Below are 23483 nucleotides of genomic sequence, written 5' to 3' on the forward strand. Positions count from 1 at the left end.
CGACCCGACCTGTGCCGCCGGGCATGCGGGCGCGCAATATCGATCAGGCTGCCGACATGACGCTGACGGTCTTGGTGTTCAGGTAGGCTTCGAGCGCTTCTGGCCCACCTTCCGAGCCGTAGCCGGAATCCTTCACGCCACCGAACGGCAGTTCGGCGAACGGCGCTGCCGGCTGGTTGACCCAGAGCATGCCGACTTCGAGACGGCGCGACAGCATGTGGAGCGTTGCGATCGACGTCGTGAACGCATAGCCAGCCAGGCCGAACGGCAGGCGGTTGGCTTCGGCGATTGCCTCTTCGATCTTGTCGAAGCCGCGGATAGCCGCGATCGGGCCGAACGGCTCTTCATTGAGCACGCAGGCGTTGAGCGGGACGTCGTTCAGAATGGTCGGTGCGAAGAAGTTGCCGACGTCGCCGATCCGCGTGCCACCAGTTTCCAGCTTGGCGCCCGACTTGAGCGCGTCTTCCACAAGGCTGGTCATGTCCATGACGCGGCGCGGATTGGCCAGCGGGCCCAACGTAGTGCCTTCGGAAAGGCCGTCGCCGACCTTCAGGCTTTCGGCGTGGGCGGCGATGCGCTTGGCGAATTCGGCGCGAACGCTGTTGTGGACCAGGAACCGTGTCGGCGAGATGCAAACTTGGCCGGCGTTGCGGAACTTGGCACCGCCGGCGGCCTTGACCGCAAGTTCCAGGTCGGCGTCCTCGGCGACGATCACCGGGGCGTGACCGCCCAGTTCCATCGTCACGCGCTTCATGTGCCGGCCGGCCATGGCCGCCAGTATCTTGCCGACCGGGGTCGAACCCGTGAACGTGACCTTGCGGATGACCGGATGCGGGATCAGGTAGCTGGAGATCTCGGCGGAGTCACCGAACACCAGGCCCACCACGCCCGCCGGCACGCCGGCGTCGACGAACGCGCGCATCAGCGCGGCCGGCGATGCCGGGGTTTCCTTGGGCGCCTTCACGATGATCGAGCAGCCCGTGGCAAGCGCGGCCGACACCTTGCGGACGGCCTGGTTGATCGGGAAGTTCCAGGGCGTGAACGCCGCGACCGGGCCGACCGGTTCTTTGATCACCAGTTGCTGCGCGGCGATATTGCGCGACGGGACGATGCGGCCGTAGACGCGGCGGCCTTCGTCGGCGAACCATTCGATGACGTCGGCGGCGGCCAGCGTCTCAACCTTCGCCTCGGCCAGCGGCTTGCCCTGTTCCTGGGTCATCCAGGGGGCGATCGTATCGGCACGCTCGCGGATCAGCGCGGCGGCGCGGCGCATGATCTGGGCCCGTTCGTTGGCAGGCACGTCGCGCCAGCCCTCGAAACCCTTCTGTGCGGCCTCAAGCGCGCGATCGAGATCGGCGGTGGAGGCCTTCGCCACGTTCCCGATGACGAGGCCGGTGGCCGGGTTCACCACGTCCATGGTCTCGCCGTTCTGCGCGTCGGCCCACTCACCACCAATCAACAACTGAGTATTCGGATATGTCATTTACGCCAACTCCTCTTTCCTGGTTGCATCTTCCAGCGCCTTGGCGCACTGCGCGAAGCCTTCAGCTGACACCCCTCTGCACACCCGGCGATGCACTTGCGAGTCCCGWTTTCGCGACTGAACGCTACGTGGTGCCCCGGAACGTCGCGCGCCGCATCCCCATTCGAGGCCTGGCGCCAAGATCCGTTGTGGATTGTCATTCTGATAGATCACCTGCCTCATTTGACGACGGTCTGCCAGTGAGCAACCTTGGCAAGCGCGGCCTGCGCCGCTGCCTCGATCTCCGTAACGATCTCTGCGACAGACTTCACATCATGTATGAGTTCAACTGTGGCGCCGGCATAGAGTGGGCTAGCTTCCCATTCTCCCTCCATGGCGTCCCAAGGCGCCGCGACGTTATAGCGATAGAGTGGCTTTCCATTCGGAAAGCGCGATATAGGCTCGCCTTCCCCAGGTCGTTGACCGGCGGGTGGGCAACCGGCCGCTTCCCATTTAGAGAATGTGGAGTTGCGAATTACCCAATGGGGACATTCCTGCCCAACCGGATCAAAGAGCTCGGTCTCGACAAGATCCCGCGCGCGAGCTGAAACAACGCGTTCCTTGTAACCGCTGTGATTGGCCGATTCCTTGCTCGCAACAAAGCGCGTTCCCATCCAAACGCCACAAGCACCAAGAGCCATCGCAGCGAGCAGGCCCCTGCCGTCTGCAATACCGCCCGCAGCTACCACGGGGACCCCATTCGCGGCGTCAACAATGGAGGGGAGGAGCGTCATCGTAGGTGCGCTTCCTACGAAATGACCGCCAGCCTCCCTTCCTTGAGAAACGATAAAGTCGACGCCCAACTCCTTTGCCCGCGCCGCATCTTCTGCGTCACCCACTGTCCAGAAAACAAGCCCGCCCGCATCCTTGATGGCACGAACATAGGGCTCGATATCTCCTTGCCATAGAGAGAAGACGCGCACGCCGGCATCCAATGCTGCAGCGAGCCGCTTCCGTTGATCAACGACCAAGGTGAGATTGGCACCAAACCGGCCGTTCGTGACCCGGTTTATCGCTGCAAGCTCGTCGCTTACAGTCTCTTCCGCCATATGCGCCAGCGCAGTAAACCCGAAGCTGCCGCTATTGGCCATCGCTCCGAGAAATTCCGCGTTTGTACCTCGTCCGAGAGGGGCCGCCAAGATCGGAACGCGCAAATCAAGCGCTCTGGTCAACGCTGTTTCGAAAGGCATATCAGTATTCCTCCACGCTCAGATTGAGCATCTATCAGGTCTATGGGTCTGGCTCAGCTTTTCGCGAGCGCCAATTCCACTGGGGCTACAAAGATCCTGCCGTCTGCCTCTGTGACCTCGTAGGTTTCAATATCTCCGTCTGCCGGCGGCGACAACGCCTTCCCGGTTATGACGTCGAATTGCGCACCATGAAGCGGACACTCGACTACAGAGCCCTCGAGGTATCCGTCCGAGAGATAGGCCAAAGCGTGCGAACAGATATCGCTGGTCGCGTAGACCTTGCCGTCCACGTTGGCGAGCAGAACCCGCGTGGCTCCCATAAAGACACATTTCATGTCGCCCGACTTTAATTCGGCAACGCTGCAAACATCATGACCTTTGGGCATGTTTCACCTCCGTTTCACTTGGTTTTTCCTGACGCGTTTCTTGTCAATCAGACGGTTTGGATCAACATGGCGGCCCGTCTGCATTGGGTCCAAGATAAACGCTTTTTCCGAGGGAATAACTCCCCGAAAACGGGATAGACTTTCAGGTGACATGAAAAAATCATGTACCTGGTTGGAGGGCATTTCCCCCTGTGGGCGGACTGGTTGCCGCCATATCCGACGCACAGCGGCGCGGCGCCGATCGCGAGAGACGCGCAATTGAGATTTGCGGGAAGAAATGTGGCTGAATCCAGGGCAGGAACAGCCGCGGAAGTGAAAGCGATGTGCTTGATGCGATACGACAGCCACATTGACAAACGCTGGCTTGGCGCTCCATCATGAGTGACTGTCAACTGTGACGCGATGGTCGGTGGAACGCATGGATCGGATGGCCAGTCTTACCGCCTTTGTCCGCGTTGTCGAAAGCGGCAGCTTCACCATGGCAGCGCGGCGCCTCGACCTTTCGACAACGACAATCAGCAACCAGGTACAGGCGCTGGAAGACAGCCTCGGTGTGCGCCTGTTGAACCGCACCACGCGGCATGTCAGCCTGACGGAGATTGGCCGCGAATATTACGAACGCTGCTCGAGGATCCTGCTGGATCTGGCGGAAGCGGACGAAAATACCAGCGCGTTGCAGGCGACTCCGCGCGGTCGTCTCCGCCTGCGTTGCCACCACTCGTTGGACCGCTTTATTGCACCTGTCGCCACCCACTTCTCGGCCAAGTACCCGGAAGTCTCGCTGGATTTCGAGACCGACGCGACGATCGACCCCGTGCGGGATGGGTTCGACCTATCGATCATGCCTGTATCGCCTCCTGATTCGACCCTGATCAGACGGACCTTGGCGAAATGGCACTACCAGTTGTACTGTGCGCCGGCTTATCTCGACACGCACTCCACACCGCACACGCCAGCAGACCTGGCCGGCCACAACTGCCTGCTTTACGCCTATTCGCTCTTCCGCAACGAGTTTCGTTTCATCGATGCTGCCGGCAATACAACGACCACTCGCGTGTCGGGCAACATGGTCACCGCCAGCATTACCGTCATGCGCTCGGCTGCAACTGCCGGACTCGGATTGTGGCTGTGCCCCCCGTTTATTGTTTCTGATCTTCTCGCTTCTGGCGCGCTGGTGCCGCTGCTGCCCGACTACCGGACAGAGGAGTTGGAGATCGTCGCGCTCTACCCCCATCGGCGACACTTAAGCACCAAGGTCCGGCTGCTCCTCGACATGCTGATCGAGCGGTTTGCCGACGAGCAGCGCTGGCTTGCCGCCATGCCTGATCGGTAGGACTGGAGTCGTAATCCGCCAGGCCTCTCAGTGCCCTGCGGAAGGTGGCCCAACTAGCGTCTCGATGCCAGGACACCGCCGCTCACCACCGGGCATGCGCTGCGGCATTTCATTTCCGGTATTTGGCAAGAACGGCGGGGGGAGAGCCGCCGCGATGGCGGATCATTCAAGACGTCTTGAGCCGCCTTTGCGGCTAGGCAGTGGGATCGGTCCGGACCTCGATCTCGGATGCAGCCAGCTGAGCCATGATCTCCGCTCCGCGGTTCGCGATCGGCATGCCACCGTATAAGTAGGCGAGATTGACGACCGCTTGCAGCTCTTCCCAGGTCGCACCGGCACGGCGCGCCGCGCGAGCGTGCAACGTGGCTGCATCGAGTAGTTTGACAAGGAGGATGCCGAATGCCATGAGCTGGGCGGTCTTCGTATCGAAACATGTCGGATACATAGCGCGGCGGCGCACGTCCTCTTGCATACCAAGCAGTATCGGATCGAGCGCGCCCGTCACGGCAAGTCGGGCGGCGATGCGCGGCGGCACGAAACCGACCAGGTCCTTGTATTCCTGTTCGCGATCAGCGAGAGGCGTTAGCGTATCGGCGTACGAGCCGATCTTGCTTCTGACCGCATTCATGTCGAAGTTGGCGTGTGTCATCAATGGCATCCTTTTCTTTCGAGCTGTGATGTCGTGAGCTTGCCGATGATCGAGCCAGCACCTCGACATCGTGAGGTAGAACGTGGCGCTTTATGTCAGGGTAGAAGCACCAAGGAGCCCGTTGTCTTGCGGGACTCCAGGGTGCGATGCGCTTGCGCTGCGTCCTTGAGCGGAAAGCGCTGGCCGATGTACACCTTCACTACCCCCGACTGCACGACGTCGAACACGTCCTGGGCAACCTTGTCGACCTGCGCACGGGTCTCCAGGTAGGCATTGAGGGTAGGGCGAGTCAGGAATAGCGAGCCCTTTTTATTCAGGATGCTGATGTCAAACGGCGGCACCGCGCCGGACGCCTGGCCGAATGACACCATGAGGCCGCGTGGCTTAAGGCAGTCGAGTGATCTCATAAAGGTGTCCTTGCCGATCGAGTCATAGACGACCGGGACGCCGACACCGCCTGTGATCTCCTTCACTGCTTTGACAAAGTCATCCTTGCCGTGGATCAGCGGATAGTCGCAGCCGTGGGCCTTCACAAGCTTCGCCTTTTCCTCGGTTGACACTGTGCCGATGACGGTCGCGCCGAGATGCTTGGCCCACTGGCAGAGCACGAGGCCGACGCCGCCCGCGGCGGCATGCACGAGAATCGTGTCACCCTTGCCGACCGGGTAGATCTGGCGACACAGGAACTGGGCGGTCATGCCCTTCTGCATCATTGCGGCACCGAGCTCGTCGCTAATCCCGTCGGGAAGTTTGATGAGGCGATCGGCAGGCATGAGCCGGACTTCGGCATAGCTGCCTTGCGTACCGCCATAAACAACGCGGTCGCCCGGTTTCAGCGAAGTCACGTCAGGCGCGACTGCCTCCACCACGCCGGCGGCTTCGCGCCCCGGGATCAAGGGCAACGGCAGCTCGTAGAGGCCGGTACGGTAGTAGGTGTCGATGAAATTGACGCCGACGGCCGTCTGGCGAAGGCGTACTTCTCCCGGACCAGGATCTCCGATGGAGATCTCGTCCCAAGTGAGAGTCTCGGGTCCGCCGGTCTCGTGAATGCGAATGGCGTAGGGCATCAGTCGTCTCCTTCAGTTGGTTAAGCATTGCAGGTTTAGTCGTGCCGATGCGTCGTCGGCCAGGCGTTCACTTCGGCGGTTCGGCCGGACTTCGGCCGCCGGGCTCAGCCGTGCTACGGGCGGGTGACCCGTGGGTGTGCGAGTGGGTATGGGTACCGTGCCCACCGGTATGCCACTGGAGGTAATGCTGGCGCAGCAGATCCTTGCCATAATCCCTGCCATTTGGTGTGCGAATGAGCGTGTGGATGTGGTCGCGCGACGGCATATCGTTGTCAAAGACGATGCCGGGTTGGTGGTCGAACTCGACGAGGATTGCCGGGTTCAAGATGCGGTAATAGAACGGGCTGGACTCGTCAAACGGCCCGATCCAGGCAAAATGCGTATCGGCGAGGTGGCGTTTGGCCTCGTCCCAGCGCAGTGCCGAGTGACCGGGGCGGATGTGCCCGACATAGGTCGCCAGCAGCGCCTCGAGACGCTCACGGCCTTCCTGCGGCAGGTCCGCATAACGGATGCCGCCCGGCTCGATATGCCGGTTATCGTTGAACGGACCAGCGAACACTTCCCGCGGCAGGTCAGTGCCGATGGTCGCCTGTTGCCGCGCCTCGGCCGACAGCGCGCCCATCAACGCATGGCCGTGTTCCTCTTCAGCGGCAAACACGCGGAGACCTTTATATTTGCCGAACCGCGCCAGAACGGGCTCCGACCCCATAAAGGTCGGCGTCATGACGAGTTGGTGACCGAGCACGAAGCAATTGACGTTCAGGTGGTGACCATCGATCTGCCAGCCCCAGGGGGCGTTCGGCGACGGCGTGCCGAACATGCTGATCCAGTAGTACCACTCGCTGTATTCCTCAGGCTTGCCCGTTATCTCTAGGGCATGCTCGTTGAGGCGCATGACGTCACGCGCGGTTTGATAACCCGTCTCGCTCATCGTCTCGCGCAGCAGTGCCAGCGCTGCCTCGCGCTGGCTATGGTCGAGATCGGCAAGGCAAATCCCATTGCGCGGTATCAACCAGGCATGAATGTTGGACCACTGCCGGCCCGCGTCATCGTCGATGGCCAGGCAGGCGGCTTGCCGCTGCCTGGCGTCGAGGCTCGCGAGAAAGGTGTGTGCCGCGTCGACCAACGGGGCAAGGGAGGCGCCGGTGGCAGTGCGCGGGGATGGCCCCTCGACTAGCGAGGCTGCGCAGCTTATTCCGCGAAACGGCTCGGCCAGGCCGGCTAGCGCCAGGTCGCGCATCTTCTGCTGGCGCGGTGTCGGCTCGAATGGTCGGATTGCCGGCGCCGGCGGCCAGTTGCGCAATCCGAAATTTGCAGTTTCTCCCGCCATCTCTACGGTCCTCCCAGTTGTTCGTTCGCCATTCAATGGCAAGCCAAGATTGGAAACACACCCGTGTTATTCGATCGTCATGTGTGCGCCGCCTCGCGTCGCGAAACGCTGGTGGCATACGCCCGCAGATCGAAATCAGGGTCGCCGGCTTGTTCTGGGGACAGGCGCGGGCTGGCAAGCAGCAGCCGGCGCGCGATCACGTGGTCGCTCGGCCGGTTGATCGATTCCACGCCCGTCAGCGTGCCGGCGCGGAAGCAGAACATTGAGAAGCTGCGGCTCTCAGGATCGCCGCGCAGCACTACGCGATCACGGCTGACGGTGTTGCCGGCGATCTGCAATTTCAAATCTGCTTGGTCGGTCCAGAACCATGGCACCTTGTCATAAGGTATTGGCTTGCCGACGATTGCAGCAGCGACGGCATGGCCCTGGTCAACGGCGTTTTGAATCGATTCGAGGCGGCAGCGTCCCGCCGCGAAGCGGCTGGGGAAGTTGGCGCAATCGCCAATCGCAAAAATCGCTGGGTCGGACGTCGCCAGGTTTTGGTCGACGACAATGCCGTTGTCGGTCGCCAACCCCGCTGCCGCGGCGATCTCGGTATTTGGCAGGACGCCGATGCCAACGAGTACGAGGTCGGCCGGCAGTCTGCGGCCATCGCTAGTCTCAACGCCGCTGACGCGGCCGTTGCCAAGAATACGGGTGACACCAGTGCCGAGCAGAATCTCGGAGCCCCAGTCCCGGTGCGCCTTGGTGTAGAAGCGTGATGTCTCCTCGGAGACAACGCGTCCCATCGGGCGCAGCGTGACTTCGACGATGCGTACGCCAACCCCGGCTTGACGAGCAACGGCGGCAAATTCAAGGCCAATGAATCCGGCGCCGATCACAATCGCTTCGCTCGCCTCTGCGAGCCGCGGCCGCAAGGCGTCTGCGTCAGCGAGGTTGCGCAGCGGAAAAACGCCGTCAAGTCCGGCACCTGGGACCGATAAGGGACGGCAGCGGGCACCGGTCGCCAACACCAATCGGTCGTAGGCAATCTTGCGGCCAGAGGCGAATTCGACATGCCGCGTCTGCCGGTCAATGGCAGTCGCGGTCTCGCCGAGTTCCAGTTCGATGCGCTCCTTTTGGTAGAACGTCTCCGGCCGCAGCCAAAGGTTGTCGATCTGGGCTTCGCCCGCAAGATAGGATTTCGAAAGGGGCGGGCGGTCGTAGGGGATGCAGGGCTCGTCGCCGACGAGCCGGATCCTGCCGTCGAACCCCGCCTGGCGCAGCGACGCGGCTGCCTGGAAGCCGGCCTGGCCGGCGCCGATGATGACGACAGTCGAGTTGTACTTCATACCCGGGGACCCATCAGGTGCAAGGCGAGCCCGCAGATTTTTGGCGATGCTGGTAATGGGTAGGACAGGCGACTGTCCGGACGGTGCTTGCAGGAGGTGAATTTGAGCATCTCGTTTTCGCTCCACATTGGGCTACAGCCGCGATCGCACTCCGCGATATAGGCGTGGCAGGTGTCGTGTACCTCCACATCGCTGCACTCGCCTGCGATGCGGATGAATCCGTCGAGCATCGCGGAATACGCGTCCCCGGCGCATCGGGCGCCAGGGACGTGGGCTCCGGAAAATCACCCGAAGCGCCCGACGTTGTCGCCAAGCGCGGCGGCTTCGCTGGCGGTGAGGACCGCGTTCCAGGTGAAGGTCGGAATGCCGCGCGCGGCGTCCTTGTCGCGCACGATGTTGAGTGGGTCGAGCCCCTGTTCCAGCCGCTTCAACTGCTCGCGCAGCATGCGTCGCAACATGACGACGCCAGTGTCGGAGGTGCCAAGGTTTTCGAGCGCGTGCACGGCAATGGCGCGCTGCCCCTCCTGCGCCTCGCGGTCATCGGGCTTACGCTGGCGCTCCTCGTAACTCCGCTCCAAGGCCGCGCCCGGCCGGATCGCGTCGCTGATATCGGTCCCGGGACGCCAGCCGGGCTTCGGTGCGCCACCCTCCAGCGGCCAGGCGACGATGCTGAGACCGCGGACATGTTCGTTGTCTACCGGCACTGCCCAGGACAGTTCAGTGGCGCGCGATTTGCGCGCACCACTGTCGTTGACGGCGGGAACGAGGAAGGCGTTCGGCACGATGCATTCGGCGTGGCGAATGAAGTAGTCACCGTTCGGTAGCTCGCGCACCATGTTGAAGCGCACCCCCAATGGCGTCTTCTGAAAATCTATCTTGGCCATGTCCCGCGCCATCATTTCCTGCGTCAGCCCATCGAGCATGTTGTGCCCTTGGTTTCCGCTGATAACCTGGTGCAACAGAATCAGGTGCCAGGGATCGACAATGTTCTCGTAATGCTGCAACCAGTTACAGTCCTTGACGTAGCCAATCCCGTAGTCGCCCCAGAGCCGCATGCCGCGAAGTTCGACCTCGCCCACCACGTCCGGATCGACGACGTCATAAATCGGGAACACCGGCTCGGTGCCGGGCGGCCCCATATAGACGAAGATGAGCCCGCCAAATTCGTGGGTTGGATAGGCCGGCTGCCAGACATTCATCCGCGTGCAGAATTCCTGGGTTTCACATGGCATTTCGACACAGCGCCCCTGGGTGTCGTAAAGCCAGCCGTGAAGGCAACAACGCAATCCCTTGTCTTCTACCCGGCCCCATTCAAGAGAAGCGCCGCGATGCGCGCAGTGCGGCTTCAAGGCACCCACTTGTCCTGTCCCGTCGCGGAACAGGACGATCTCCTCACAAAGGAGCTTTTCCTTACGCGGCAGGTCCTTGACCTCATCCGAGGTGCAGACAGGCTGCCAGTAGCGTCGCAGCAGCTCACCCATTGGGGTGCCCGCCTCGACGGAGGTGAGTTCGGAAGCGGCTGGTGGGGTCTGGTATCCGTAGGCGGACTGCATTACGTGTCTCCAAATATTGTGTTGTCGCGTTATTACGCTAGGGACGAAGTTACGCTCTGCGGGCGCCCGGATAAACACGTCGCAGGCGGAAACACTCTCAGGCGCCGCTGGATAATCGCTTGTTTCGTATGCGGCTTTCGACCACGAGCTTGATGGGATCGCAGTGACCTCAATTCGGACCGGGGGGCCGCATGGCCAGGGACAGCAACGATGACGGCAAGGAGATCGCGCCAAAACGGGGGCGAAGTCCTTGACCCGCGCTGTGAGGCTGATGAGCCACCTAGAATGCGCTAATGACTTCGGACTCTCGAACCGCGCCCTCCGTCTTACAACTCCGAATCGCGCTCCGCGGATTGAGTCCGTCGGCTTGGCGACGTGTGCTCATTCCCGAGACCATGACGCTTGGGCAATTCCACGAAGTCATCCAGATGGTCATGGGCTGGACCAACGATCATCTGCATGTATTCGTGATTCGTGGCCAGCGTTACGGGGAAGCCCGCGAGGGCGCTCTGCAATATTGCACGGCGCCAACAGTGCTGCCTTTGGGTGCATTCGCCTTGCGCGAGCATGAGGCCTTCTTCCACGTTTTGCGATCGCCTGGAAGCAGATCCTGCAGTCGTTACGGAATGGCCGAACCGCGGCAATTTCAAGCGCGAGGCCGGATACCATCACTCCCGCAGCCAGTGTCGCCGGGCATGGATTAAAATCTCGCGCAGGCTGGCGATGTGCCAGCCAGGAAGCCAAGACAGGCGCGAAGATACCCATGGGCCATTCCCAGGCGGCCAAGGCCGCAACCCGGCAACGAATCATCCAGATCGCGGCGCGGCGTTTCCGTGAACACGGCATGTCTGGGGTCGGGCTGGCGGAGATCACGGCGGAAGCCGGCGTCACGACCGGTGCCTTCTACCGGCATTTCGCGTCCCGCGAAGAGATGTTGGCCGAAGCCTTTGATGAAGCCGCGCGGAGCCTCGATACCTGGGCGGCCTCGTCACCGGACTTGGCGTCCGCGCTGCGCAATTACTTGAGCACCGCCCATCGCGATGCGCCCGGAAGCGGCTGCCCGATCGTCGCGCTGGCCAACGATGCGGCACGCGGCGACGCCGCCACGCGTCACGCCTACACGCACCATGTGCAGCGGGTCCTGCGTTTCCTGGAGGGGCTGCTTGCGGCGCAAGGCTGCAGCAATCCACGGGCCATGGCGATCTTTCAGTTCTCTACCTGTGTTGGCGCGATGGGGCTGGCGCGTGCCTCGGCAGATCCGGCGCTATCCGTCGCGTTGCTCGACGACGTGGCCAACGGCTTGAATGCGATCGGCGCCAAGGTGCCCGCCCGGCCCGGGTAAGAACCAGCAGGAACGGATTCGAACGAGCGACCGGGCTTCAGACCGCGAGCGCTTGCGCGACGGCCGGCCGGGCCCGCGCAGGCGGAGGATCGGCGCGGGCAACCCGGCTCCTGGCGAGTTCGCAAGCCTCGCCCGTGGAATCGGCTGCCGCCATCAGCGGACACGACTCGAACAACTCGGCGACCCAGTCGACGAATACGCGCACCTTGGGGGCCAGATGCCGGTTCTGCGGATAGACCACCGCGACCGGGATCGGGCGAGGCCGCCATTGGGGCAGCAGTTCCACCAGCGCGCCACTGCGCAGATGCTCCTGAATCATGAAGCGGGGCGGCTGCAGTATCCCGGCACCACTGAGCCCATAGGTGACGTATGCATCCAGGCTATTGAAACTGACGTTGCCGCGCATGCTCACGTCCACGGGATTGCCATCTACCACGAAATTCATGTCGAGCGTGCGGCCGGTACGGTTCGAGATGTAGTGGATGGCCTTGTGATCTTGCAGGTCCGACAGGCTGCGCGGCATGCCGTGACGGTGAATATAGGCGGGGCTGGCCACCGTGGCGGTGTGGATATCACCAAGGCCGCGCGCGACCAGGCTGGAATCCTGCAATGACCCGGCACGAATCGCGCAATCCACGCCGTCCTGGATCAGATCCACGAGCTTGTCGCCGTAGCCCACGACCAGTTCGATGTCCGGGTACTTTGCGTGGAAGGTATGGAGCCGGGGCGTGACGACGGTGCGGCCGAGCGAGGCCGGCATTTCAATACGCAGCTTGCCCGTCGGCCCCTTGCCTGAGCGCGTCAGGGCGACTTCAGTCTCGGCGATCTCGCCGAGGATTCGCATGCAGCGCTCGTAATACTCGGCGCCCTCCGCCGTCAGCCTGAGCTGGCGCGTCGTGCGGTGAATGAGGCGCACATGCAGGTGCGCTTCGAGGTTCTGGATGATCGTCGTGGCCGACGTGCGGGATAGCCCCAGCGCCTCTGCCGCGCGCGAGAAGCTGCTCATCTCCACCACGCGGGTGAAGACCTCCATTGCTTGCACCTTGTCCATCTATGGCTTTCCCTGCTTCGGTACGCAGCACCGAACGAATGCAGCGTGGCTGTCCGATTGTTTGGCTGCGCCAAATTGTGTTCTGGATTATAGGCGTTTATCAGATTCGCGCACTGTACCAGAATTCATGCATCGCAACATCCGCAGGACCTCCCCTCCGTCATGGCCGATTCACCCCTCCATCGCATTGCCGTGCGCGTCAGTGGCGTGACCATTGCCGGTCATGCGCAGCGCATTCCCTTGCGCATCTATGCCCCGGCCGAATCGCGGGAGAAGTTGCCCATCGTGCTCTATTTCCACGGTGGCGGCTTTCTGACCGGTGGTCTCGACTGCGCCGATGTGCCGGCCACGGCGATTTCCAGCCAGGCGCCGGCCATCGTCGTGGCGGTGGGCTATTCGCTGTCGCCGCAGTTTCCGTTTCCCGCGCCGCTCGAAGACGGCTATCTGGCGGGTCGCTGGGCACAGGCCAACGCACAGGCGCTTGGCGGCGATGCGCGGCGCATGGCCATTGCCGGATACGATGCCGGCGGCAACCTGGCGACCGGTATCTGCGCGATGGCGCGCGACCGGAAGGACCTGGTCCTGCGCGCCCAGGCGCTGCTGGCGCCGTTGCTGGATCCAAGCATGACGCGCCTCGCCGACGCTGCACGGTTGCAGGAGAACGATCTCTCCGCCCGTGATTGCGCTCAGGGCTATCGGGCCTACCTGCCTGACGTGCTGCAGCAACTCCATCCGTACGCGGCGCCGCTCGAATCGCGCCGACTGGGCGGCCTGCCGCCGACCCTGATTGTCGGCGCCGCCCAGGATTTGTGCCACGTCGAAGGCGAGCTCTATGCCGGCGGTCTGCTTGCGGCCGGCGTGCCGACCGAGGCCAGCTGCTACAGCGAGGCCACGCACGGGTCCATCGTCACCCACGCGGGGGCGCTGGCCGAGGTGGCGGCGTTTCTTCGGCTGCACTCTGGCGAGCCCGCACCCCGTGGACGCCGGACCCGTCCCCAACCCGCACCCGATTTCCTTCCCGATTCCCAACGTCGACCTTCCCAGGAGTGAAGCCATGGAACATCCCCGATCTATCCTTCGTCGCCCGCCAGTGCTGGCCGGTGTCGCGGCCGTGGCCGTGGCCGGCGGCCTGGCTGCGGCCTTTGTACAGAAGGACACGCGTGCTGCCGCGCCTGCAGCGCCCCCGCCAACCGAGGTCATCGTCAAGTCACTCCAGCCAGAGAATGTGCGGGTCTGGACCAGCTTTTCCGGTCGTCTGAAGTCGGTGGACGAAGCGCTGGTCCGGCCGGAGGTCGGCGGTCGCATCGTCGAAGTGCGGATCCGGGATGGTCAGAACGTTCGTGCCGGTGATGTGATGTTCGTCATCGATCCGCGCCCGTACGAGGCCGCCGTGGCTCGTGCGCGGGCCGATGTGGCCTCGGCTCGTGCGCGTGCGGAATTCGCCGCGACCGAATATGAGCGGGCAAAGGGGCTGATCGATGCCGAGGCAATCCCCAAGAGCGTGCACGACCAGCGCAGCAACGAGAACCGGATGGCGCAGGCCGCCGTGCTCGCCGCCGAGGCCGCGTTGCGTCAGGCCAGCATCAACCTTGACTATGCCTATGTGAAGGCACCGATCGCCGGGCGCATCAGCCGCGCCGAGATCACGCTCGGCAATCTGGTACAGCCGGGGCCCAACGCGCCAGTGCTGACCCGGATCGTCTCGAGCGACGGCATCTATGCGGATTTCGAGGTCGACGAGCAAAGCTACGTCCGGACGATCCGCACGCATGCCAGCACGCAGAGCAAGGAGCAGCAGATTCCGGTCGACCTGAAGGTGCAGGGCGATACGGACCACACGTACCAGGGCACGATCTATACCTTCGACAACAGCATCGACGTGAATACCGGCACGATCCGCGCGCGCGCGAAGTTCGCCAACAAGGACGGAGCGCTCCTGCCGGGCATGTTTGTATCGATCAGCCTGGCGGGCAGCGCCGATACGCGGGCGCTGATGGTGCCCGACATCGCGATCGGCAGCGACCAGAGCAAGAAGTTCGTCTTCGTGGTGAACCCGGAAAACAAGGTGGTCTATCGCGAGGTGACGCTGGGCGCAGGCGTCGACGGGCAGCACATTGTGCTGAGCGGGCTGACTGCCGGCGACCGCGTGGTCACCACGGGCGTGCAGTTCGTTCGTCCGGATATCCTGGTGGCACCGAAGGAAGGCGCGCCAGAGGCCGTCAAGACCGCCGCCGTGGGAACGGCGACGCGGCCGGAGTGACACGATGAATCTCTCCAAATTCTTTGTCGACCGGCCCAATTTCGCGGCCGTGATCTCCATCCTGATCTTCCTGGCCGGGTTGATTGCGATCCCCAAACTGCCCATCTCGGAATATCCGGAGGTCGTTCCCCCGTCGGTCGTCGTGCGGGCACAGTTCCCGGGCGCCAACCCCAAGGTCATTGCGGAAACCGTCGCCACGCCGATCGAGGAGCAGATCAATGGCGTGGAGAATATGCTCTACATGTCCTCGCAGGCCGCCAGCGACGGGGTGATGACGCTGACCGTGACATTCAAGCTCGGCACGGACCCTGACCTGGCCACGCAGCTGGTGCAGAACCGCGTCAACGAGGCGCTGCCGCGGTTGCCCGACGTGACGCGCCAGCTTGGCGTCAGCACCGTCAAGAGTTCGCCAGACCTGACGATGGTGGTCCATCTGGTATCGCCCAACGATCAGTATGACAACCTGTACCTGCGCAACTATGCGTTGCTGAACGTCAAGGACGAGCTGTCGAAGATCTCCGGCATCGGCCAGATCAACCTGAACGGGTCAGGCAACTATGCCATGCGCGTCTGGCTGAATCCGCAGAAGATTGCGGAACGGAACCTGAATCCCGAGGAGGTGGTTGCCGCGATCCGCAAGCAGAACATCCAGGTGGCGGCCGGCGTGGTCGGCGGCGCGCCCTACAAGGACAACGTCGAGATCCAGTTGCCGGTCAACGTGCAGGGCCGTCTCACGGATGTCGACCAGTTCGAGAACATCATCATCAAGCGCGATGGCGGCGTGGTGACCTATCTCCGCGACGTTGCGCGCATCGAGATGGGCGCCAGCGACTACGCGCTGCGCGCGCTGCTGGACAACAAGCAGGCGCTCGCGCTGGTGATTTTCCAGTCGCCGGGCGCCAATGCGCTCGAGATCTCAAAGAATGTCCGCGCAACGATGGAGACGTTGAGCAAGCGCTTCCCCAAGGGCCTCGAGTATCGGATTGCCTACGACCCGACAACGTTCGTGCGTGACTCCATTTCGGCGGTCACGCACACGCTGCTGGAGGCCATCGTACTGGTGGTGCTGGTGGTGATCCTGTTCCTGCAGACCTGGCGGGCTGCCATCATTCCCTTGCTGGCGGTGCCCGTATCCGTGGTTGGCACGTTCGCGGCGATGCACGTGTTCGGATTCTCGATCAACGCCTTGTCCTTGTTCGGGCTTGTGCTGGCGATCGGTATCGTCGTCGATGACGCCATCGTGGTCGTCGAGAACGTCGAGCGCAACATCGCCAACGGCTTGCGGCCCAGGGAGGCGACGATCAAAGCGATGCAGGAAGTGACCGGGCCAATCATCGCCATCGCGCTCGTCCTGTGCGCTGTGTTCGTGCCGATCGCGTTCATCAGCGGGCTGACGGGTCAGTTCTATCGCCAGTTTGCCCTGACCATTGCGTTCTCGACCGTGATCTCGGCGTTCAATTCGCTGACCTTGTCACCGGCACTGGCCGCGCTGTTGCTGCGTGCCCATGATGCCCCCAAGGATCGCCTGACTCGCTTCATGGATCGATTTCTGGGCGGATTTTTCGTCAGGTTCAATCGGTTCTTCCTGCGAAGTTCCGACGCGTACAGCGGCGGCGTGACGCGCGCCTTGCACCGCAAGCGTGGCTCGATCCTGATCTATCTGGTGTTGCTTGGCGCTACCGTGCTGGGATTCGCCAAGGTGCCGTCTGGTTTCGTGCCGATTCAGGACAAGGGTTATCTGGTCAATCTGGTCCAGTTGCCCAATGGCGCCACGCTCGAACGTACCGAAGCGGTCGCGCGGCAGATGACGGAGCTTGCCTCGAAAGATCCGAGTTTCCGGACCGCCGTGGAATTTCCGGGGCTGTCGTTGAACGGCTTTATCAACAGCCCATCGTCGGCCACCGTGTTCATCGGCGAGAAATCGTTCGAGGAAATGCGTGAGATCGGTGCCTCCGGCCCGGCGCTGGCCGCGAACCTGCAGAAGAAATTTGCCTCCATCAAGGATGCGTTTATCGCGGTGTTCCCGCCGCCGCCGGTGCAGGGGCTGGGCAAATCGGGGGGCTTCAAGCTCCAGATCGAAGACCGTGGCGACGCTGGGTATCTGGCATTGAGCAAGACCGTCAATGCCGTGCTGGAAAAGGCCCGCAAGGCGCCGGAACTGGCCGGCGTCTATACGACCTATAACGTCACGACGCCTCAGTTGTTTGCCGATGTGGATCGTACAAAGGCTTCGCAGCTCGGTATCGACGTCGATGATGTGTTCAAGACCATGCAGATCTATCTCGGATCCCTGTATGTCAACGACTTCAACAAGTTCGGCCGTACCTATCAGGTCATTGCGCAGGGCGACAAGGACTTCCGTTCGAAGCGGGAGGACATCCTGAACCTCAAGGTCCGCAACGTCGAAGGGAAGATGGTGCCGCTGGGAGCGGTGATCACGCTGAGCGATACGAGCGGACCGGACAGCGCGTCGCGCTACAACGGCTACCGTTCCGCGGACCTCAATGGTGGGCCCGCCCCGGGCTATTCGACGGGACAGGCTCAGGCCGCTATCGCGAAGATCCTGGATCAGACGTTGACGGGGGAGATGACGTTCGAATGGACCGAGCTCGCCTACCAGCAGATTCTGGCAGGCAACACCGCGCTGATCGTGTTCCCGATCTGCATCCTGCTGGTCTTCCTGGTCCTGACCGCGCAATACGAGAGCATGTTCCTGCCGCTGGCCATCATCCTGATCGTGCCGATGTGCCTGTTCTCGGCCATTACGGGGGTCTGGCTGACGCGCGGCGACAACAACCTGTTCACGCAGATCGGCTTCTTCGTGCTCATTGGCTTGTCATGCAAGAACGCCATTCTGATCGGCGAGTTTGCGCGGGAACTGGAAATCCATGGCAAGTCGACCTTCGCGGCAGCGGTGGAGGCCGCGCACCTGCGCCTGCGGCCCATCCTGATGACGTCGATCGCGTTCATCATGGGCGTGCTGCCGCTGGTGCTTTCGCACGGCGCCGGCGCCGAGATGCGGCACGCCATGGGCGTGGCGGTGTTCTTCGGCATGATCGGCGTGACCTTCTTCGGCCTGTTCCTGACGCCGATCTTCTATGTAATGGTGCGTGCCCTGGAGAAACGCATCACCAAGACTGAAAAGGTGCATCACCATGTTGAAGCTTAAGGCGATGACCGTGCTGGCCGCCGCTGCGCTGCTGGCGGCATGCACGACCCCTCCCGGTCCGCAATCGTCCGATATCGCAAGCCCGTCGCAATGGCCGAAACTGGCCGGCGGGCAGGGCGCAAGTGACTATCTTGTCGCAGGGGACGAGGATGCCAGCGTCGATCAGAAGTGGTGGTCGCGCTTCCGCGACCCGACCCTCGACGCGCTGGTGGCCGAGGCGCTGGAAGGCAACAAATCACTCGCGATTGCCACGGCGCGCGTGGAAGAGGCGCGCGCCGGCCGGCTGCTGGCGCAGTCCGCGCTGGCACCGCAGGTCAATGCATCGGCCAGCAGCGAGCGCGCCAATCGTGGCTTCGTGACCAACGATCACGCGGTGACGATCAATCAGGTGGCGATTTCCGCAGCGTGGGAGGTCGACCTGTTCGGGCGCAACCAGGCACGCACGGCACAGGCGACGGCGATCCTGCAATCGACACAGGCGACGCGGCAGGCCGTGCGTGTGGCGTTGCTGGCCGAGGTGGCCCGCACCTACTTTGAACTGCGCAACGTCGATCGTCAGCTGGACCTCACGCAACGCAATCTTGACAGCCAGCGACGCACGCTCGAACTGATCCAGGCACAACAACGCGGCGCGCTTGTCAGCAACTTCGACGTCCAGCGTGCCGCCGCGCAGGTGTCGGCCACCGAGTCGCTGTTGCCCGCGCTGCGCACCGGTTACGACGCGGCGGCAAACCGGCTGGCGACGCTGCTCGGGCGGCCGCCTGGCACGCTCGCGGCGACGTTGGCGACAGCGCAGCCGTGGCAGGCCATCGATCACGGTATCGTGGTATCGGCGCCGGCGACGGTGCTGGCGGAACGCCCTGACGTACGCGCCGCGGAGCGCCAGTTCGCGGCGACCATCTCGGCAAGGCGGGCGGCCGTGGCGGAACTCTTCCCGAACATCTCGCTGACGGCCTTCTTCGGCGCGCAGAATGCCACGCCATTCTCCTCCACGCCGTGGGGCATTGGTGCGGGCCTGCTTCAGCCGGTGCTGAACTTTGGCCGCATCCGGTCGCAGATCAACGCCGCGGATGCCAGGCAGACCCAGGCCTTTCTCAGCTATCAGCAGACCGTACTAGATGCGCTGGAAGACATGGAGAACGCGCTATCCGGCTACCTGAACGAGAACGTGCGCAATGCATCGCTGCTGGCAGGCGTGACGCAGAACCGCAAGGCTGCCGAACTGGCGCGGATGCAGTACAAGTATGGCTACGTCGGGTTGCTGGACGTGCTCGTGGCCGAACGAGACCTGCTGGAAGCCGAGTCGCGGCAGGCGACGTCCGATGCGGATCTCCGCAAGGATCTGGTGCGGATCTTTGCGGCGGCCGGGGGTGGCTGGCAGACCGAGTAGTGTCAGGCGCGGTCGCCGGCGCCGCGAGATGGGATCAGCGCCATCAGCTGGTCGGCGACCGTGTGAAGCAGTTCGCGCGAGAGCCGCGGGTCGTCGACCGCACGGGACATGGCCAGCGCCCCGACGCAGGCGCTGCAGATCAGCCTGGCCTGGGCCACGGCCTTTGGCTGGTTTTCGGGCGGTAGCAGCGAGGTAATCAGCGCCAGCAGTTGTTGCAGGCGCGCCGTGTACAAGGCATGCGGCGCATCACCGGTCTTGTCGGCGTCGTTGAGGAAAGCGGTGATGGCGCAACTGGTCTCCAGGTTGTCGCGATGGGGTTCGGCCAGGTATTCGCGCACGGCACGGCGAAGATCGGCGCGTGCCTTTGCGCGCCATGCGGTGGTATCGAGGAACGCCTGTGTCATGGCCTCCCGAATCAGCGCTTCGCGAGAATCGAAGTGCTTGTAGAAGCCGCCGACCGTGAGGCCGGCCTCCTTCATGATTTCCGCCACGCCGATGCCACGCAAGCCGTGGACGCGAAAACGCCGGGCTGCGATTTCCACGATACGTGCGTGCGAACTTTGCTTGTCAGCTTGTGAATATCCCATCTGAGCGGGCCGTGGAGTCGGGAGTATGGTCTTCGTCGGCTGCAGTGTGTGAGCCACGTGCCAATTATAGCGACGAAGACCAGCCACAGGCGTTCCGATTGCCTCCCGGCGCTTGCGGAACCCGGGGTCCTTGAAGCTCGCGTTGCTCACGGTATTGAGCTAGTGTCGATGCCATGAAGACCGCCGGTGAATCGCATGCACCAAGACGGGTGTCGTGATCAGGTGATCGCGCCAAGCTGCCAGGGAACGAACTCGTTCTGGCCGTAGCCATGCAATTCGCTCTTTGAGCGCTGTCCTGAAGCCGTCGCCAGCATGAGGCTGAAAATCACTTCCCCCAGTTCGTCGATCGACTGCGAGCCATCGATCACGGTGCCGCAGTTGATGTCGATATCCTCCTGCTGGCGCTGCCACAAGGCGGTATTGGTGCCGAGCTTGAGGGACGGGGCCGGCGCGCAGCCATAGGCGGAGCCGCGCCCGGTGGTGAAGCAGATCAGGTTGGCGCCACCAGCCACCTGGCCGGTCGCCGAGACCGGATCGTAGCCAGGGGTGTCCATGAAGACCAGTCCAGCCGCCTCCACCCGCTGCGCGTAGCCATATACGTCGACCAGGTTGGTGGTGCCGCCTTTTGCCACGGCACCGAGCGACTTCTCCAGGATGGTGGTGAGCCCGCCCGCCTTGTTGCCGGCGGACGGGTTGTTGTCCAGGCTGGCGTTCATGCGTGCGCAGTAGGCTTCCCACCAGCGGATCCGGTCGAGCAGCTTGTGCCCGACTTGCGGCGATACGGCACGGCGCGTCAGCAAATGCTCGGCGCCATAGATCTCCGGGGTCTCGGACAGGATGGCAGTGCCCCCGTGCGCCACCAGCCGGTCGACCGCCGCGCCAAGCGCGGGATTGGCGCTGATGCCGGAATAGCCGTCGGAGCCGCCGCATTGCAGTCCGACCAGCAGGTGGCTGGCATCGACGGGCTCGCGTCGCACCCGGTTGGCGTCGGGCAGCATCGCCTTGATCTGCTCGATGCCCGCCGCCACCGTACGGGCCGTGCCGCCGGTGGCCTGGATGGTCATGGTCTTCAGCGCGGCACCGCGTGCCAGTCCCTCGCTGTCGAGCAGGCCGTCGATCTGGTTGGTTTCGCAGCCCAGCCCGACGATCAGCACGGCTGCGAAGTTGGGGTGGCGCGCATAGCCCGCCAACGTGCGTCGGAGCAGCGCCAGGCCTTCGCCTTCGCCATCCACGGCGCAGCCTTGCCCGTGCGTCAGGGCCACCACGCCATCCACGTTCGGGTAGTCTGCCAGCGCCTGCGGATTGATCTCGCGCCGGAAATGCTCGGCGATGGCGCGTGCCGCGGTGGCAGAGCAATTGACGGACGTAAGGATACCGATGTAGTTGCGCGTGCCGACCCGCGCGTCGCCACGGACGATGCCCATGAATTGCGCGCGCTGCGCCGCCACGGCGGCAGGGCGCCTGGCGGCGCCAAACGCGTAGTCGCGCTCGAACTCGCCGATGGCCAGGTTATGGGTGTGGACGTGCTCGCCTGGCGCGACCGGGCGCGTGGCGAAGCCGATCACCTGTCCGTAGCGGCGCACCGGCGCGCCGGCCTCGAGTGCGCGCACTGCCAGCTTGTGCCCCGCGGGCACCAGGCCGCGTACCACCAGGCCTGCGCCTAGGCGCACGCCCGCCACCAGTTGCGCACGCGCGATGACGACATCGTCATCCGGATGCAGACGTATGACGGGTTCGCCGGCTACTGCTGCGGCTTGTTCCAGGACGGCGCTCATGCTGCGGCCTCCGGCAGGGGGGCGGCGGCACGGCGTTCGCCGCCGATATCGTGAAGTCCGGGGATGGTCATGTCAGGTGTCTGGATGCAGGGAATACGGGAAGCGGTCAGGCCGCCTCGGAGGAACCAAGCGGCAACGCCGGGGAGGGGCGGGCCCGTGCGCCGACGCTCGTCAGCAGCAGCACGCCGACTACGCCCGCGATTGCCAGGGCCAGCATGCCCGCTTGCTGGCTATGGAACGCGGATTCGACCGCGGTTTTCAGCGTCGGCGCGATAAAGCCACCGAGATTGCCCAGCGCGCCGATCAGGGCGATGCCGCTGGCCGCTGCAGTGCCGCTCAAATACGCGGTGGGCAGTGTCCAGAACAGCGGCTGGACCACCACAAAGCCGACAGTAGCCAGGCAGAAAGCCATCAGCACGGGCACCAGTTCATGCCCCAGCGTCGACAGGCCAATACCCGTGGCCGCCATGGCAAGCATGGCCATGGCGAATTCCCGTTGCTTGCCCCTGGCGTCCGCGATGCTGGTGATCAGGCGCAGGGCAATCAGGGCGCACAGCCACGGAATCGCGGTGAGCAGGCCCACCTTGGCGCCGATTGCCGTGCCGGTCAGCTCGGAAATGCGCGTCGGCAGGTAGAAGATGACGCCGTAGACGCTGACCTGGATGGCGAAGTAGATGGCGACGAAACGCAGCACCTGCCAGTTGCCCAGCGCGCCCAGTGCGGTGGCCGGGCCGTGCGCGGTCTTCTGCTTGTCTTCCGCGGCGATCGCGGCTTCGAGCGCGGTCTTCTCGTCGGCGTCCAGCCACTTGGCATCGCGCGGCCTGCTGACCAGGTAGAAGAAGGCGATCACGCCCACCACCGACGCCGCCAGGCCTTCGATGATGAACATCCATTGCCAGTTGCGCAGGCCCAGGTGGCCACCCATCACTTCGAGCAGCAGCCCCGAGAGCGGCCCGCCCAGCACCAGTGCCACTGGCAAGCCGAAGTAGTAAATGCCGAGCGCCTTGCCGCGCTGGCTGGCAGGGAACCAGTAGGTCGAGTACAGGATCACGCCCGGCGAGAAGCCCGCTTCGGCCACGCCAAGGATAAAGCGCAGCACGTAGAACGAGGTCTGGTCGTGCGCGAACATCATGGCCGCGGACGCCAGCCCCCAGGTGACCATGATGCGGCTGAGCCAGATCCTGGCGCCGACCCGGTGCAGGATCAGGTTGCTGGGGATTTCGAAGACGGCGTAGCCGATGAAGAAGATGCCGGCGCCAAGCGCATAGGCCGCGTTGCCGATATTCGAATCGACCATCAGGGCTTGCTTGACGAAGCCGACATTGGAGCGGTCGAGCATCGACAGCGCGAACATCAGCGCAAGGAAAGGCGCGAGGCGCAGGCGTGCCTTGCTTACCGCGCTTGCGAGCGGATCGTGTTTGGCAGCTTGAGTCTGCATGGGTTGTCTCCGGTACGAAGCCGCGCGTCGCGGCCTCATGTCATGGATTGCGGCATCCCCGTCTTTTGCTCGCGCGAGGATAGCTGCTGTGTTCAGGGCGGGGCGCCGTG

19 protein-coding genes are annotated in these 23483 nt (G+C 63.5%); 7 read left to right on the forward strand and 12 right to left on the reverse strand.

All coding sequences use genetic code 11. The features are described 5' to 3' along the window. Positions 1 to 43 precede the first annotated feature (43 nt). The 3 genes from AB4Z48_RS32825 to AB4Z48_RS32835 form a co-directional block, all read right to left on the reverse strand. Positions 44 to 1483: an NAD-dependent succinate-semialdehyde dehydrogenase gene (locus AB4Z48_RS32825; protein ID WP_441621766.1), complete on the reverse strand. Its 1440-nt coding sequence runs from the start codon at positions 1481 to 1483 to the stop codon at positions 44 to 46. A 218-nt stretch (positions 1484 to 1701) separates the two neighbouring features. Continuing rightward, on the reverse strand, positions 1702 to 2712 hold the full coding sequence (locus AB4Z48_RS32830; RefSeq protein ID WP_441621768.1) for an NAD(P)H-dependent flavin oxidoreductase: 1011 nt from the start codon (positions 2710 to 2712) through the stop codon (positions 1702 to 1704). 53 nt (positions 2713 to 2765) lie between these two features. Next, complete coding sequence (locus AB4Z48_RS32835; RefSeq protein WP_441621770.1) at positions 2766 to 3098, reverse strand: non-heme iron oxygenase ferredoxin subunit; 333 nt, start codon at positions 3096 to 3098, stop codon at positions 2766 to 2768. Positions 3099 to 3516: 418 nt separating this feature from the next. Between AB4Z48_RS32835 and AB4Z48_RS32840 the strand changes: the two genes are divergently transcribed. Next, positions 3517 to 4431, forward strand: a complete 915-nt coding sequence (locus AB4Z48_RS32840; protein WP_441621832.1) for a LysR substrate-binding domain-containing protein — start codon at positions 3517 to 3519, stop codon at positions 4429 to 4431. 193 nt (positions 4432 to 4624) lie between these two features. Here AB4Z48_RS32840 and AB4Z48_RS32845 read toward each other — a convergent pair whose 3' ends face one another. The 5 genes from AB4Z48_RS32845 to AB4Z48_RS32865 form a co-directional block, all read right to left on the reverse strand. Next, positions 4625 to 5080 carry a carboxymuconolactone decarboxylase family protein gene (locus AB4Z48_RS32845; RefSeq protein ID WP_441621772.1) on the reverse strand — a complete coding sequence of 152 codons (456 nt, stop codon included), beginning with the start codon at positions 5078 to 5080 and terminating at the stop codon, positions 4625 to 4627. Positions 5081 to 5175: 95 nt separating this feature from the next. Further along, positions 5176 to 6147, reverse strand: coding sequence for a quinone oxidoreductase family protein (locus AB4Z48_RS32850; protein WP_441621774.1), 972 nt, complete (start codon positions 6145 to 6147; stop codon positions 5176 to 5178). A 67-nt stretch (positions 6148 to 6214) separates the two neighbouring features. Next, positions 6215 to 7477: a DUF3500 domain-containing protein gene (locus AB4Z48_RS32855; RefSeq protein ID WP_441621776.1), complete on the reverse strand. Its 1263-nt coding sequence runs from the start codon at positions 7475 to 7477 to the stop codon at positions 6215 to 6217. Between the two features lie 77 nt (positions 7478 to 7554). Then, positions 7555 to 8808 carry an NAD(P)/FAD-dependent oxidoreductase gene (locus AB4Z48_RS32860; protein WP_441621778.1) on the reverse strand — a complete coding sequence of 418 codons (1254 nt, stop codon included), beginning with the start codon at positions 8806 to 8808 and terminating at the stop codon, positions 7555 to 7557. 284 nt (positions 8809 to 9092) lie between these two features. Then, positions 9093 to 10361 (reverse strand): Rieske 2Fe-2S domain-containing protein, encoded by a 1269-nt coding sequence (locus AB4Z48_RS32865; RefSeq protein WP_441621780.1) that lies wholly within the window; start codon positions 10359 to 10361, stop codon positions 9093 to 9095. 293 nt (positions 10362 to 10654) lie between these two features. Here AB4Z48_RS32865 and AB4Z48_RS32870 point away from each other — a divergent pair, with 293 nt between their 5' ends. Continuing rightward, positions 10655 to 11065 (forward strand): plasmid pRiA4b ORF-3 family protein, encoded by a 411-nt coding sequence (locus AB4Z48_RS32870; protein ID WP_441621782.1) that lies wholly within the window; start codon positions 10655 to 10657, stop codon positions 11063 to 11065. A 59-nt stretch (positions 11066 to 11124) separates the two neighbouring features. Beyond that, a complete protein-coding gene (locus AB4Z48_RS32875; protein WP_441621784.1) occupies positions 11125 to 11703 on the forward strand; it encodes a TetR/AcrR family transcriptional regulator in 579 nt (192 codons plus the stop codon). Positions 11704 to 11740: 37 nt separating this feature from the next. Here the strand turns inward: AB4Z48_RS32875 and AB4Z48_RS32880 are convergent, their stop codons facing one another. Further along, complete coding sequence (locus AB4Z48_RS32880; RefSeq protein ID WP_441621786.1) at positions 11741 to 12754, reverse strand: LysR family transcriptional regulator; 1014 nt, start codon at positions 12752 to 12754, stop codon at positions 11741 to 11743. A gap of 162 nt (positions 12755 to 12916) precedes the next feature. Here AB4Z48_RS32880 and AB4Z48_RS32885 point away from each other — a divergent pair, with 162 nt between their 5' ends. From AB4Z48_RS32885 to AB4Z48_RS32900, 4 genes are read left to right on the forward strand one after another with little or no spacing between them, the layout of a single operon-like run. After that, the gene (locus tag AB4Z48_RS32885) at positions 12917 to 13804 is read left to right on the forward strand and encodes an alpha/beta hydrolase (protein ID WP_441621788.1); all 888 of its coding nucleotides are present in this window, start codon (positions 12917 to 12919) and stop codon (positions 13802 to 13804) included. 4 nt (positions 13805 to 13808) lie between these two features. Then, positions 13809 to 15014: an efflux RND transporter periplasmic adaptor subunit gene (locus AB4Z48_RS32890; RefSeq protein WP_441621790.1), complete on the forward strand. Its 1206-nt coding sequence runs from the start codon at positions 13809 to 13811 to the stop codon at positions 15012 to 15014. 4 nt (positions 15015 to 15018) lie between these two features. Continuing rightward, positions 15019 to 18183: an efflux RND transporter permease subunit gene (locus AB4Z48_RS32895; protein ID WP_441621792.1), complete on the forward strand. Its 3165-nt coding sequence runs from the start codon at positions 15019 to 15021 to the stop codon at positions 18181 to 18183. Beyond that, positions 18170 to 19573, forward strand: a complete 1404-nt coding sequence (locus AB4Z48_RS32900) for an efflux transporter outer membrane subunit (protein WP_441621794.1) — start codon at positions 18170 to 18172, stop codon at positions 19571 to 19573. The genes AB4Z48_RS32895 and AB4Z48_RS32900 overlap by 14 nt, the downstream gene beginning before the upstream one ends. A 2-nt stretch (positions 19574 to 19575) precedes the next feature. Here AB4Z48_RS32900 and AB4Z48_RS32905 read toward each other — a convergent pair whose 3' ends face one another. The 3 genes from AB4Z48_RS32905 to AB4Z48_RS32915 all read right to left on the reverse strand — a co-directional run bounded on the left by AB4Z48_RS32905 (position 19576) and on the right by AB4Z48_RS32915 (position 23373). After that, on the reverse strand, positions 19576 to 20310 hold the full coding sequence (locus AB4Z48_RS32905; RefSeq protein ID WP_441621796.1) for a TetR/AcrR family transcriptional regulator: 735 nt from the start codon (positions 20308 to 20310) through the stop codon (positions 19576 to 19578). Between the two features lie 68 nt (positions 20311 to 20378). Beyond that, positions 20379 to 21935 carry a UxaA family hydrolase gene (locus AB4Z48_RS32910; protein ID WP_441621798.1) on the reverse strand — a complete coding sequence of 519 codons (1557 nt, stop codon included), beginning with the start codon at positions 21933 to 21935 and terminating at the stop codon, positions 20379 to 20381. 106 nt (positions 21936 to 22041) lie between these two features. Next, positions 22042 to 23373 (reverse strand): MFS transporter, encoded by a 1332-nt coding sequence (locus AB4Z48_RS32915; RefSeq protein ID WP_441621800.1) that lies wholly within the window; start codon positions 23371 to 23373, stop codon positions 22042 to 22044. Between the last annotated feature and the right edge of the window lie 110 nt (positions 23374 to 23483).

The sequence above is a fragment of the Cupriavidus sp. 2TAF22 genome, from assembly GCF_052115045.1.
Classification (GTDB): Bacteria; Pseudomonadota; Gammaproteobacteria; order Burkholderiales; family Burkholderiaceae; genus Cupriavidus.